This window comes from Marinobacter sp. es.042, assembly GCF_900188315.1.
Taxonomy (GTDB): domain Bacteria; phylum Pseudomonadota; class Gammaproteobacteria; order Pseudomonadales; family Oleiphilaceae; genus Marinobacter.
In genome coordinates this window covers 1110645-1124544 of record NZ_LT897781.1, presented here as the reverse complement: position 1 = coordinate 1124544, position 13900 = coordinate 1110645, and the positions used below count along the sequence as shown (strand labels likewise).

Genomic DNA, 13900 nt, shown 5'->3' with positions numbered 1-13900 from the left:
CTCAAGCCTGCCCCTCCCTTGCATACCGCGGTGAGTTTCCTATCGGCTGCCTGCGCGTTCCATGGGGCTCGGCCATGGCATCCCGGGGCCGTTCCTCACCCCAGGTTGCCAATGCTCGCAGGCACCGCATTGCGTGCGCTGGCCCCGAATCAGGCTCAATGTTTTGCCCGGGGAGATTCAACCCGAAGCGCACACCGCTTTTGCCCCGTTCGTTAACCAGAAACGCCAGGTAACTCAACCGCAACTCATGGTCTGCGCCGGGGTAGGCGTTGAAATCCAGCCAGTAGGGACTGCCCTGCTCACCCTCCCAGTCTGCGACCACCATTTGCCCGGTTCGTGCGAACCGTTTCCAGAGTACCCGCTGGCTGAGATCACCTTCCCGCCAGGGTCGGATATCCGCATGATCATTGCCTTCAACGGATCGTGCTTCTGCTGAATCTTCACCATCCTCTACCGTGCTGAACGCCTCAGGTGCTGGAACCGGCCTTGGAAATACCAGACCGGCGGATACCGGCCGAACCCACGACCAGGCCTTGAGGAGGCCGAACGGAAAACGCGTTTCAATCCGTACACGATCGGGCCGCAAATACCCCCGATGAGCGGAATGAACCGGAAGCGTGACATCCTGGGACCGGCCCGAATGGACGTGGACCGGGGCGAGGCCGGACTCTTCGCAGGACAGCAGGATGGCAATGGCGTCATCCCGCCCTGCCTTCAAGCGGAGTCGGAACGGAATATCATCACCTGCAAAGCCCTCTCCTGGCTGAACCAGCGTGAGCTCCAGACCGGACAGATTTCGATGGGTCTGATGCATCGCGCCAACAAAGACCGCCCCAAGCAAAAAGGTACTCAAATAAATCAGGCTATTCTGATAATTGATGGCGGTGAGAAGCATGATGACGAGCAACAGCCCGAACACGAGCCCCGCACCGGTAGGCAGGATGAATATGTTCTTCTGACTGAAGCTCTGGACATCGGACCGCGGAATCCGTCGGTTAATCCAGCGACGAAAGCGATTTCTGAACGGATTTTTCATAGTAAAATTGAGGCCCTGCGATGCCCAAAAAGTTCATGGTATTCGACCACGATTTTGCATTGATTAGTAACAGTACCGAAAAATCAAAGATTCTGATCACAATCCCGGATCATCTGCCTTGAATTCCTGTCTGACAAACCGAATACTCGCCCAAGGGAGCGTATTTTTTAAACAAAAGAGGCCAGATTATGAAACGCCGACATTTGCTCACCACCGCCATCAGCGGCCTGGTTGTTGCTTTACCTGCCTTCGGTGGCGTTCAGACCATGACCTCGGACGAGATGGTGGAAACCTATGTGAAAGATTCCGCCGTAATCGTTGTACCTAAAGAACGGAAGAAATCAGAAGCCGACCGCCAACGTATCCTGCGCTCCCTCACCATATCGCCCGGCGAACCGGTATTGACCGAAGCTCAAGAGGAAGCTTACCGGGAAGCCTTGCAACGATACGTTGATGAGGGCAAGACCGATGCTCTGGAAAACGCAGAGGATGAATTCCTCCGGCGCGCCCTGCTGCTGCCCCAGGAAGAAATTGCCCGGGCACAGCCGCCAGCGGAGTTTACCCCAACGATTCCACCAATCATCTTCGGGCAGCAGGCACAGATTCCGGAAGAGCCTTTTACGCAAACCTTTCTTAATGATCAACTGGGGATAGGGTTTGACGGGCAGAACCTGAATTTCAGAATCGGCAATCCGCCGGGCATTGATCAGATACAGGTTCCGCAGGCTATTAATGAAGGGCCGATCACCTTGACGCCACGACCTGGTGGAGGATTTGATCTTTCTATAGCGGTGCCGGATCAGTAGCGGAAAGTAAATTGATTCGTTTTGCAAACGGCAGCCAGAGTTGGCTGCCGTTTTTTTGGTTCAAGTTTTCTGCTGGCCAATAAAAAACGCCCCGCAGTGCGGGGCGTTTCACTAACGTCCGTTTCAGGTCAACTTACTGGTGACCATAAACACGCATAGTGGTGTTGGTAACGGCGAGGTTGTCCATACGGAATGAACCGATAGACTCACCGCCGATCTCAACAGCGCCGACACCGATGTCAGCTACGAACTGTGGAACGGTGATTTCGAGGGCATCGCCACCAGTTCTAACGGAAGTGCCTTTGCCAACGGTGATTTGTGCGCTAGCGAACATGCTCGCTGCGTCAATGGCACCGCCATTTTCGTAGTAGGTGGCACCATACACAGTGAGATCACGAACATTGACGCCGAGGAAGTCCACATCCATATCCATATCAGTCACGTTGAAACCAACGTTCATGATCAGATTGTCAGTAGCGGTATCCACACGAATATTCAGCAGCCCCAGGTTGCCCTCAATGCCGATGTTGCTCGCCAAAAGAGTGCTGTCGCCGCTACCATCTGTTGCGTGCAGGGATGCCGAACCTACACCGACAGCGAAGTCGATTGGAGCGCCGGAGATGCTGTGTACATCAATGTAAGCGTCGCCATCATCCTCAACATCGATATCCACATAGAGGTCGTCAAGCCGACCATCGACACCAGTCACATTTCCGCTAGCATCACGCTCAACGGAACCGCCACCAATGAAGATGTCGTTTACTGAGAGGTAACCTTCGTCGGTGTAGCGGAACTCACCGATGCTTACTTCAGTTTCCAGTTCGATGGTTACACCAGCCTGACCGGTCACGTTGCCCATTGCACTGTCATCCAGTGCCTTAAGGTCAGCGCTAGCTGCAAACGGAGCTGCAGCAACGGCAGTTGCCAGTGCGAGTTTCTTCAGGCCTTTCATAACGTTCTCCTTTACGGAACAAATTGTTTTTATTTCCATGCATGCAGACTGTTTGGTTTACTTTTGTATCTGCACGGCTACAGAGTACGTCAGAGGTAACAAAATGTTCCGTGAACACTTTCACACTAACCAATAATTAGATTGTCCGACACTCGCTAATTATTCCGCAGCTTCTTCATCAACCTTGATGTTGAAAATCTGCTTCTTCATATCCACGACAACTTGGTCACCAAAACGTGCTTTACCGTCCTTGATTGTGAACGGCACGAGCTGCGCCAGCGTCGGCCCAAAAATATGCTCCATTTCAACGACAAGAACCTTCTCGGCGTTAGCCTCTTTATTCGGATTGTCAGCCGTGTAGAAAATGGCTGTTGCACCAATCTTTCCTTTCTTCACCAGGGCGATTAGAGAACGACGCAGCACTTCAAAAGCGACATCGGCAGGCATCTCTTCGGCTTGCTTGATACGGATCGCCTTGGTCTGGTCGCCGGTATCTGTAACCACAGCGAACGGCTTTACGCCACCGGACACTACAATTCGGTCTGAGAGGTTCTCGACACCTTTTTGATACATTCGCTCGAACTGTTTCTGCACCATCTGTTTGACCTCATCCTCGGTGGCACCTCCACTCTGCGCATGGGAAAGCCCCGCAAGCAGTGTGACTAGAGTAACGAAGGAAAACACCGTCGTTATCCGGATGAACATCGAAGTCGTTTTCGTCATGTTTTTTCTCCATCTTTCTTGCTCTACTTCACTGCGAATTCTCAGCGGTAGGGTTCTATTTGTTTTTGTATTAAGAATGAGCCAGCAACTCAGTTAGAATATCGTTCGGCTTTCCCGCCGAGTGATCAACTGAAGCGATTTTTCATTAGATCAGTGGCCAGACGAACCCCACAACGCCCGTTTTGTGTGCTGTTTATCATTTCTCGAAGAATCCGGAGGGACCTTGAACCCGGCAACCATGCTTGAACTCAACCAGGAGCGCTACCATCGCCTGCTAAGCCATGCCTGCCGGAAAGCAGATTTCGCCTATATCGGGAGTGTCGGTAACGGCGCGGCCCGGGGAGTTTTCAGCGGATTTTCTGCCAGAGCTGTTGCCACCGAAGTACTCCAACACCCTGTGCCTGAAGATTTCTGCTCCGATCAGCTTGCCCAGAACATGGAAAGCCTCGTCCGCCAGTTCCAGATCGAACAGGAACCCAATCCGGAATGCCTGTCCGGAGGGTGGATTGGATTCCTGGGCTATGAGCTCGGGTATGTCAGGGAAAACCGTCTCAGAGAGCTCTGCTCATCTCTGGATGTTCCCCTGATGTCTGCAGGATTCTATCTTTGGACTGCCAGTCATAATCGCAAGACAGATCAATATTGGCTTTGGATTCATCCGGATTGCCCTGATGGGACGCGGGATTTACTGGACCAGTGGCTGGCCACGGACGTACCCACCGCCTCCACTGGATGGTCTATGGTTTGCGGATTTCAGCCCAGGCAAACACCGGTTGCCTTCAGGACGAGCGTAGAAAGGGTTCGCCAATACATCGAAGCCGGCGATTGTTATCAGGCGAATCTGTCCCAGGAATTCTCAGGCCGTTTCGCAGGGGATCCCTGGCGAGCATTCCAGGCGCTTTCGGATGCTAACCCTACGCCCTACAGCGGTTTCATCCGAACAGGCGAAGCATCGATTATCTCGGTCTCCCCCGAACGTTTTCTCGAGATACACGATCGCACCGTAACCACCAGCCCCATCAAGGGCACCAGGCCGAGAGGCAGAACGCCGGAAACCGATCTGGCCTATGCCTCTGAACTGGAAGGCTCCGAAAAGGACCTCGCCGAAAACCTGATGATCGTCGATCTTCTCCGCAATGATCTTGGCCTGAACGCGAAACCCGGTAGCGTGAAAGTCGACAAACTTTTTGCTCTTGAGTCCTACAAGAACGTTCATCACCTCGTCAGCCACATTCGCGCGGAACTTGCCGACGGTGTTACGCCCATGAAGGCTCTGTTTGACGCATTCCCGGGCGGTTCCATTACGGGTGCGCCCAAGATCCGAGCAATGGAAATCATCCGGGAGCTTGAGCCCCACTGGCGTGGCCCCTACTGCGGCTCGATTTTCTATCGCGGACTGGATGGCACGCTCGACAGCAATATTGCGATTCGAACCATGCTGTGTGACGGCCAGGGCACTATTCGGTGCTGGGGTGGTGGCGGTATTGTTGCGGATTCGGATCCCGAGGCTGAATATCAGGAGACGCTCGCAAAAGTCGGGTCTTTAATGCGGTTTCTGGAAGAATTGGTGATTGAGTGAACTGAATTTAGGTAAACGTGGGGTCAGAAGAAAGCGTTCTTCTGACCCCGTTTTCAGTTTTCCATTCAGGCGTTGTGAACAGCACTGGCCTTGAGAAACTCCTGCCTGAGATCCTCGAAGTTATGCACTGCAGGGAACTGCGGGAACTCGTCGATTACGTTCTGCGGAGCGTGGAAAAGAATACCGGCTTCGGCCTGCCCCAGCATGGTGGTGTCGTTGTATGAATCACCGGCAGCAATCACGCGGTAATTCAGCAATTGGAATGCCCTCACGGACTGTCGCTTGGGATCGCGCTGGCGCAGCAGGTAGTTCGTGATCTGGCCGTCGTCTGCAACTTCCAGCTTGTGACAAAGCAGTGCCGGATAACCCAGCTTCTTCATCAGGGGCATCGCGAATTCGTAGAAGGTGTCGGACAGTATCACAACCTGAAAACGCTCGCGCAGCCAATCCAGAAACTCCCGGGCGCCGGGCAGCGGGTCCAGCTCGCCAATCACTTCCTGGATTTGCGGAAGGCCATAGCCGTGCTGGTCCAGCAGCTTGAGGCGCTGCTTCATCAGCACGTCATAATCCGGAATATCGCGGGTGGTCGCCTTGAGCTCTTCAATGCCGGTCTTTTCGGCGAACGCGATCCAGATCTCCGGGATCAATACTCCTTCAAGGTCAAGGCATGCCAGTTCCACAACGATCTCCTGCTTTGATGGGTAAGAGGCCAGGACGGTCAATCCGCCTGCCTAGATTCGGAGCGTATGATAAGAAAAACCGGGCAGGATTGCATCGTGGAAGTGTAATCCCACGCTTTTAAACGCGGAATAACCATATAGATCGTCATTCCTTCAGGGTATGAGGCATTTAATGGTAGCCTTTTCGGTCAGTTAGATACCCTTGCACACCCATAGAAGGCAATGCCGGGCCATGACCGATATTCAAACCCTGCGGGAAGAGCTCGAAGGCCAGAGCCCCCGTTCGATTCTCAAAGCCGCGCTGCAACAATACGATAACATCGCCATCTCTTTCAGTGGCGCAGAAGATGTCGTGTTGATTGAAATGGCGCACAAGCTGACCGACAACCTGAAGGTTTTCACTCTGGATACAGGCCGTCTGCATCCGGAAACCTACGATTTTGTAGAGCGGGTTCGCAAGCATTACGGCATTGAGATCGAAGTTCTGTTTCCGGATGCTCAAGAAGTTCAGGGTCTGGTGAACAAAAAGGGCCTTTTCAGCTTCTATGAAGATGGGCACGGTGAGTGTTGCGGCATTCGCAAGGTCAATCCCCTGCGCCGCAAGCTGGCTAACGTGGACGCATGGATTACCGGGCAACGGAAAGATCAGAGCCCCGGAACACGCAACGACGTTCCGCTGGTCCAGAAAGACACCGCCTTCTCAAGTAATGAGAAAACACTGGTAAAGTTCAACCCACTCGCAAACTGGACATCAAAAGAGGTGTGGGATTACATCCGTATGTCAGAGGCGCCCTACAACAAACTGCATGAGAAAGGCTTTGTCAGCATCGGCTGCCAGCCCTGCACCCGCCCTGTCCTGCCCGGTCAACATGAGCGTGAAGGCCGCTGGTGGTGGGAAGAAGCTACCCAGAAAGAATGCGGCCTCCATGCCGGCAACCTGATCGCCCGGGAATAACCCGGGCGGCTCTTGCCCGCTCACCTCTTAGTGAGTGGGCAGCTCGACATCCTTGAACAATCCCTCGATTTCAGACCGGCTGCCCTGGTGGGAAACAGCCTCGTCCACCTTTTCTTTGGTGAGATGGGGCGCGAAACGGTGAATGAAGTCATACATATAGCCCCGCAGGAAAGTCCCCTTTCGGAACCCGAGTCGTGTGACGCTGGGACGGAAAAGCTTGCGAGCGTCGAGCGCAACCAGGTCGGTGTCCGTTTTTGGATCGAATGCCATGCTCGCGACAATTCCGACACCGAGCCCCAACCTGACGTAGGTCTTGATCACGTCTGCGTCCGCTGCAGTAAATACCACTTTCGGTGTCAGTCCCTGGGACTGGAACGCCTCATCCAGTTTCGAGCGCCCCGTAAAGCCGAACACGTAAGTCACGAGCGGGTATTCTGCCAGCTCCGGTAGTGTCAGTTCCGGCAGTTTCGCCAGTGGATGATCCTTCGGCACGATGACGCTCCGGTTCCATTTGTAGCACGGCATCATGATCAGGTCGTTAAACAGCTCCATGCCCTCGGTAGCAATGGCAAAATCGACCGCCCCGCTGGCTGCCATTTCGGAGATCTGCATTGGCGTGCCCTGATGCATATGCAGGGAGACGTCGGGGTACTCTTCTATAAAACCACTGATAATCGGTGGCAGTGCATAACGGGCCTGGGTATGCGTGGTGGCGATGCTGAGATCACCTTTTCGCTGGTTACTGAATTCCTGGGCAATCTTTTTGATGCCCTCAACCCGCCGCAGGATTTCGCCGGCCTCGCGAATAATGATCTCGCCGCCCGGTGTGATTCTGGTGAGATGCTTGCCGCTGCGGGCAAATACTTCAAGCCCCAGCTCGTCCTCCAGCAGGCGTATCTGTTTGGAGATACCCGGCTGGGACGTGAACAGACTCTGGGCGGTTGCTGAGACATTCAGGTCGTGATGCGCAACTTCCCAGATATAGCGCAACTGTTGTAGTTTCATTGAATCTGCTGCTCCCTGGAGATCGAAGGACCTTGTTGAAGAATACGCATAAAAATACAGATTTTCATTCTTTTTTAATATAGGCAACTGCTTTTACACAGTTTAGACCAAAATCGCATTTGCGCAGCCCCTGGTAAAACCCTGAGGCTATGAAAAGCCCCTCCAACCCTTGACTTGGCCAATACAAAGGACACAATCCGTAAAGCCCTGTCTGGGCACATCAAAATTCCAGTTCTCAGGGAACCCATGCTGCTCACCACAAAGTTTCTTCGGCCAACGTCAGACTCGCGCGCAGTTAAACGTGAGCGGCTGAGTGCCTTGCTTGAGTCCCGGGCTCCGAAAAGACTGAATCTCGTGATTGCTCCGGCCGGTTTTGGCAAGACCACGCTGGTTGCGCAATGGTGTTCAAGGGTTTCCTCCCCCACCGCCTGGCTCTCTCTGGATGAACACGATGATGAGCCTCGGCGATTCTGGCAGTACCTGATAGGTGCTTTTGAGCAAGCCGGCCTGACCGGCGCGTCCGATTTGCGCAAACAATTAGCCCACCAGTCAGATGACACGTTTACCGAAGCCATTACCGGCCTGATCAACACGCTGGCTCGTGATGACAGCCCGTGGTCGCTGGTGCTGGACGATTTCCACTTTATTGGCAACCCGGCCATCCACAGGCAGTTCGCCTATTTCATTGATTATGTTCCGCCGGGCGTTCTGATAACCCTGGCGTCCAGAACCGAACCGCCACTGCCCCTGGCCCGCTGGCGCGTCCGTCGGTGGATCCAGGACATTCACCCCGGCCTGCTGGCCTTTTCTGAAGACGAATGCCGCCAGTTCTTTCAAGACACCATGGGCCTTGATATCGCCGACGAGGATGTCCACGCGATCTACCGCAAAACCGAAGGCTGGGTCGCTGCCATGCAGCTGTCCGCATTATCCGGAAAGGACGCCAGCACCAGTGGAAACCAGTTAAATCTGGATGAGCGCCACATCAGCGATTATGTGCTGAGCGAAGTACTTGAGCAGCAACCCCGGGAGCTTTCGGAATTTCTGCTTGAAACGGCCTGTTGCCCCCGGCTGTGTGCATCCCTCTGTGATTCGATCCGTGGGTCCGACAACAGTCAGGAGCTGCTTGAAAAACTTCTCAGCCAGAATCTGTTCCTGATCCCGCTGGATACCCGGAACGAGTGGTTCCGCTATCACGACCTGTTTCGGGATGCGTTGCAACTCAGGATAAGTCACTCAGATCCCGACTCGGCCGCGCGACTCTGGCACCGCACCGTGGACTGGTTATTGGCCCATGGCCACGTGCAGGAAGCCATTGCCCAGATCGTCCGACAGGAGGACTGGTCCCGGCTTGCCCGGGTGCTCGCAGAACACGGCAACAACCTGATCCATGGCGGTTATCACCTCCCCGTACTGGACTGGATTGATGCCTTGCCACAGGATCTTGTCATCGACAATCCGCAACTCCAGATGCTCCGGATCTGGGGGCTGTTCTTTGCCAACCGCATCGATAGTCTGGAGCCGCTGCTGTCCGGCCTGGAGGATCTTCTGGACCGGCAGGTGGCGGACTCCCATCCGGATGCCGAAGGGGCCCTCGGGCTGCAAAGTGAGATCTCACTGATGCGCTCCTATCTGGCTCGCACCCGGAGTGACGACAAGAGCGCCGCAGATCTCACAAGACAGGTGCTCAGGGAGATTGATCACACTCGTATTCCGTTAAAGTCGGTGACCTATTACGGCCTGGGGCTGGATTACTACGGCAAGGGTGAACTCACCGAAGCCGAAGACGCGCTCCAGTCGGCAGTCCGTTACGGACAGGTCGAACATAAACCCAGTACGGTCCTTTCCAGTGGCGGCCTGCTGGCGTGGATTCAGTACAATCGCGGCGATATCGATCTGGCTTTGGAAACCTGCACCGAGATAAGGCAATGGGTGGACAAACACTATGCGGACCCAACCCAGCCAAGACTCATTTCATGCTGGCAGAACAGTACACTCTGTGAGATTCATCGCGAACGAAATCACCCCCAGCTAGCAGCCACGCACCTGAAACCGTTGCTCGAACATGTTGAGCGGGGCACCGAACCGGGCCAGCACGTGATCATTCAGTACGTGCGTGGTCACCTGGCTTTCAGCGAAGGCCGGCTGCAGGACGCGATTGACGCGCTCGAAGACGCATCCCAGATCGCCCGCAAGCGACGAGAGCAAATCGTGTTCGAGCCACCCGCAAGCACTGCCCTTCTGGCACGCTGCTACCTGGCTTCAGGCCATCCGGAAAAAGCCCGGGCCTGCCTGGATTTCCGAGCCGATGCCGCGTTCACCAATCCGCTTCACCTTGAACAAAGCCGTATTAGCGAGGCGCGAGTGCTGGTGGCACTGGATCAGCCCGAGCGGGCCCAGGAGATACTCAGCGCTCTTTTGCAACCGGCTGAACGCAACGCCCACAACCGACACCTTGTGGAAATTCTGTTGGTCTATGGCGAGGCCCTGGCAAAGCAGGAACGGACCGATGAATCGGAGCAAATGCTGACCCGTGCGATAAAACTGGCCGGCGAGGCCGGCTTCATGCGGCTTTTTGCGGAGGAAAGCCCGGATCTGCGTGCCCTGCTCCTTGGTTTGCCAGCGCTGGATGAACCGGGAAGCAGGAACGCGAGCGTCAGGAAAATGCTTCTCGATCAACGCCGGTCTGGCGAGGGCCATTCTGAAACAAAAGCCAGTGCCATTTCTGGTGAGCGTGGCCGTACGACACGCAACGCCGAAACACTGCCTGAACCTCTCAGCCAGCGAGAACTTGAAGTGCTTGCGCTGATCCATGCGGGCCATGCCAACAAGGAAATTGCCGCAAAGATGGCCGTTGCCCCGGCTACGGTGAAGGCCCACATTCGCAACCTTTATGGAAAGCTCGGCGTGGGCCGCAGAACCGAGGCTCTGGCCAGGGGCCGGGAACTGGGGTTGCTGCAAGGCTGATTTCGAGCCCCCAGAAGCGTGACGCGCATCACACTTTGCACCCACAATTTAAGCCCGCTACGCCCTTTGGACGATCCGGCTACGCCCTCTAATCCCCTATTATATTTTCAACGGTGAGGGCAACCTCACCAGGAATTCTGAAACTTCAGGCCTTCAGATTTCTTGTTCCGCGTTGTTTCGACGCCCGGGTTCGAAAGAACCCCTTGATGAGAGCCAACCCGAAAGGGCTGGCTCTTTTTTTATGGCTGAACGGTTCTGGTGGGATTCAGTGTTCGATGATCCGGCGGAAGGGTGGCAATGCATCCAGCAACAGCTGACCATACCGGCGGGCAATAATGCGGCGATCCAGGATGGTCACTCTTCCAGTGTCCTGCTCGGTCCGCAGCAGCCTACCAACCGCCTGGACGAGTTTGATGGATGCGTCCGGAACGGTGATTTCCATAAACGGATTGCCGCCTCGCTGCGTCACCCACTCGGCCAGGCTCGCCTCAATGGGATCATCCGGCACCGAAAATGGCAAACGGGTAATCACGACGTGGTGCAGGTACTTGCCTGGAAGGTCGATACCCTCTGCAAAACTGGCAACGCCGAACAGGACACTCGGCCGGCCTTCATCCACCCTGCTGCAATGCTGCCTCAGCACTTCGCCCTTGGCCATATCGTCCTGGGTGATGATCAGGTCCGGGTAATCCGGGGCCAACGCGTCTCGCACTTGCTGCATTTGACGACGGGACGTAAACAACACCAGAGTCGCCTTCTCGCCTGCCCAGAGGTCCGGTAGTCGTTTTACAAGCTCATCGGCGAAGCCGTCATCCGTGGGCATGGCAGACATTGCAGGCACCTCCACCGTTGCCATTTCGCCGTAACGGAAAGAGCTGGGAACCACGAGGAAGCGGCTGCCCTGGGGCAATCCAGCCCGCGCGTTCAGGCGATCGAATCGACCAAGTGCGGTCAGGGTGGCACTTGTGAGCACGGCGCCATAAGCGCGAGACCAAAGTCTGGAGTACAACAGGTTGTCTGCCAGTACCGGTGAACTGTAAAGGGTGATGTCCTCGGCGTGGTCCCAGCGCTGGCGTACTGCCCATCGGGCTGGGGGCGGGCTTTTCTGCGTTTTCGGCCTGGCTTCAGGCTCCTCACCTGTCTCGCTGTTAGTTTCAGCTTCCAAGGGGGGGCTGGCATTGCCCGGGTCGCACCAGGCTGTCCAGAGCCGCAACTGGTCCTCTGCCCGGGCGTGAAAGGAGCCTATCACCGGATACCAGGCTTCGGCGGTTTCCCGGTCGATCTCATGCTCCTTGCGCTCATCAAAGGCGCCCTGCAACTCGTCCGCCAGAACGCCCAGTTGCCGGACCATGTTAGCGGTAGCAATCCGGCTTTCGGCTGCAAGCTCGGCCATCGCCTCCGGCAACTCGCCTTCCGGATAACGCCACTGCGCCGTCCGGCGCTCTTCGTTGAACTCCCAGCCGGTATTCTGCTCGGCTTCTTCGTAAACCCGGTTGAGGACCAGGTCTACCTCTCTCGACGCAGAACTGATGCGATCCAGGGACTTGGCCGCCTGGGTGCCGGCTGCCAGGTAAGGCTGCATTTTCACAAGCGCCTGGGAAAGCTGCTTCAGCCATTGCCGGGTAGCATTGAGTGGCAGCGACGCGGCAAAGTGATTCAGGGCCTTGTCCGGAAGGTGATGAGCCTCGTCGAAAATATAGAGGGCGTTCTCCGGCTCCGGCAGAATGGCACCGCCGCCCAGGGCAAGGTCGGCCAGAACCAGGTCATGGTTAGCCACCACGATATCGGCATCATCAAGGTCTTTACGGGCATCAAAAAAAGCGCAACTGTCGAAATAGCTGCAGTGGCGGTTGGTGCACTGCCGGTGGTCCGTGGTTACCTGTCGCCAGACGTCGTCCGGTATCTGTTCCGGCCAGTGGTCACGGTCACCGTCCCACTCGCGGGAGCCATAACTGGCGAGCATTTCCTCGAAAAAGGCCCGGGTGCCCGGTTCTTCATTTTTCGGCCCATCCAAAAGGAACAGGGGCATGGTGTCGCTGTCGGTATTGCCTTCATCGTGCAGTCGGGCTTCCAACCGTGACATGCAGAGGTAGCGCCCCCGCCCTTTGGCCAGAGTCCAGTTGAAATCCATCTTGCTGTGCTTTTTCAGGTCCGGGAGATCTTTAAGCACAATCTGGTCCTGAAGGGCCACGGTTGCGGTGGAGATAACCAGGGTTTTGCCGAGGGCCTTGGCCACCGGGATGGCGGCGATCAGATAGGCCAGGGTTTTGCCTGTCCCAGTCCCGGCTTCGACCACACAGGCGGAGGCCGGGGACGTTCGCTGGCCATCGTTCTCGGTGATTTCGCCCATGTATCTGGCGATTTCCGCAATCATCAGGCGCTGCCCATAGCGCGCCCGAATATCCTTGCCTGCCAGCACATCCCGATATCCCTGCTGGATCGATTGCTTGATCTCGTCGGTCAGCGCCATCAGCGAGGGCTCACCCAGTCCCGAACAACGCCAACCCGAAAACGCCGGCCGTCACGACTCAGAACCACCCCTTCTTCTGTTATGTCGTCTACCCGCAGGCCATCGAAGACGTCGCCCACTCGCAGGTAGGTGTTGTTAATCATGACCCGGCGCGATGCAGGGGATGACGAGTAGATATGGCTGTTAAAGGTCAAATCGGGAACGCTCTTCTGAAATGAGAGCGGCAACTCTACCAGATGTGGCACTCTGCCTGCCTGCTCGGGCTGCACCATTGGTGCAGCAGTTTCGGAATTTGCGGATGAGGGAACGATAACGGTCGCTCGCTCCCGGCTTTGTGATGGGGAAGGTTCCGAAGCGATCGGCGCTGGAGTCGCCTCGCCCGTATCGGGCTCAGGGATGGTCCCCGTTTGTGCAACGGGATCTTCCAATGTCGGTGCTGGCTCTGTCGCAGGCGCCACCGCATCAGGTTCAGGAGCTGTCGTTCTGGCCGAGGCCGCAGATGTCTCGGATTGCGACTCGGAAACCCAGGGCAACGGCGCTCCCGGCCAGAATACAAAGGCCAGGACGCCGGCGTTTAGCAGCAGTGCCACCGACACCCAGATAGCTGGTGACACCCGCTTTTTCTTCGGCCGGTGAATCAGCTGCACTTGCTGGCCAAGGTCCGGAACGCGCCCCTGGCGCCGCTCCGTCTCCGATTTTCGCAATGCGTCAAGAATGTAAGACATGA

The 13900-nt window shown here is 55.9% G+C and carries 11 protein-coding genes; 4 read left to right on the top strand and 7 right to left on the bottom strand.

Translation table 11 applies throughout. From position 1 onward, the window contains the following. Position 1: 1 nt before the first annotated feature. Entirely contained in the window at positions 2-1036 is a 1035-nt protein-coding gene (locus tag CFB02_RS05330; RefSeq protein WP_088557179.1) for a DUF58 domain-containing protein, read from the bottom strand. Positions 1037-1224: 188 nt separating this feature from the next. On the opposite strand from CFB02_RS05330, the gene CFB02_RS05325 reads away from it, so the two are divergent. Next, the gene (locus tag CFB02_RS05325) at positions 1225-1842 is read left to right on the top strand and encodes a hypothetical protein (protein ID WP_088557178.1); all 618 of its coding nucleotides are present in this window, start codon (positions 1225-1227) and stop codon (positions 1840-1842) included. A 133-nt stretch (positions 1843-1975) separates the two neighbouring features. On the opposite strand, the gene CFB02_RS05320 is transcribed toward CFB02_RS05325, so the two are convergent. Both CFB02_RS05320 and CFB02_RS05315 read right to left on the bottom strand, forming a co-directional pair. Further along, positions 1976-2794, bottom strand: a complete 819-nt coding sequence (locus tag CFB02_RS05320) for a DUF6160 family protein (RefSeq protein WP_088557177.1) — start codon at positions 2792-2794, stop codon at positions 1976-1978. Positions 2795-2953: 159 nt separating this feature from the next. After that, entirely contained in the window at positions 2954-3517 is a 564-nt protein-coding gene (locus CFB02_RS05315; RefSeq protein WP_227519328.1) for a hypothetical protein, read from the bottom strand. Between the two features lie 238 nt (positions 3518-3755). On the opposite strand from CFB02_RS05315, the gene pabB reads away from it, so the two are divergent. Continuing rightward, entirely contained in the window at positions 3756-5096 is a 1341-nt protein-coding gene (gene pabB, locus CFB02_RS05310) for an aminodeoxychorismate synthase component I (RefSeq protein WP_172835857.1), read from the top strand. Between the two features lie 65 nt (positions 5097-5161). On the opposite strand, the gene thrH is transcribed toward pabB, so the two are convergent. Further along, positions 5162-5776 (bottom strand): bifunctional phosphoserine phosphatase/homoserine phosphotransferase ThrH, encoded by a 615-nt coding sequence (thrH, locus tag CFB02_RS05305; RefSeq protein WP_088557175.1) that lies wholly within the window; start codon positions 5774-5776, stop codon positions 5162-5164. Positions 5777-6008: 232 nt separating this feature from the next. On the opposite strand from thrH, the gene CFB02_RS05300 reads away from it, so the two are divergent. Then, positions 6009-6731 (top strand): phosphoadenylyl-sulfate reductase, encoded by a 723-nt coding sequence (locus CFB02_RS05300; RefSeq protein WP_088557174.1) that lies wholly within the window; start codon positions 6009-6011, stop codon positions 6729-6731. A gap of 27 nt (positions 6732-6758) precedes the next feature. Here the strand turns inward: CFB02_RS05300 and cysB are convergent, their stop codons facing one another. Then, a complete protein-coding gene (cysB, locus tag CFB02_RS05295) occupies positions 6759-7736 on the bottom strand; it encodes an HTH-type transcriptional regulator CysB (RefSeq protein WP_088557173.1) in 978 nt (325 codons plus the stop codon). Between the two features lie 246 nt (positions 7737-7982). Here cysB and CFB02_RS05290 point away from each other — a divergent pair, with 246 nt between their 5' ends. Beyond that, positions 7983-10703, top strand: coding sequence for a LuxR C-terminal-related transcriptional regulator (locus tag CFB02_RS05290; protein ID WP_088557172.1), 2721 nt, complete (start codon positions 7983-7985; stop codon positions 10701-10703). Between the two features lie 265 nt (positions 10704-10968). On the opposite strand, the gene dinG is transcribed toward CFB02_RS05290, so the two are convergent. Continuing rightward, positions 10969-13173: an ATP-dependent DNA helicase DinG gene (gene dinG / locus CFB02_RS05285; RefSeq protein WP_088557171.1), complete on the bottom strand. Its 2205-nt coding sequence runs from the start codon at positions 13171-13173 to the stop codon at positions 10969-10971. Then, a complete protein-coding gene (locus CFB02_RS05280) occupies positions 13173-13898 on the bottom strand; it encodes a general secretion pathway protein GspB (RefSeq protein ID WP_088557170.1) in 726 nt (241 codons plus the stop codon). The genes dinG and CFB02_RS05280 overlap by 1 nt, the downstream gene beginning before the upstream one ends. Positions 13899-13900 lie beyond the last annotated feature (2 nt).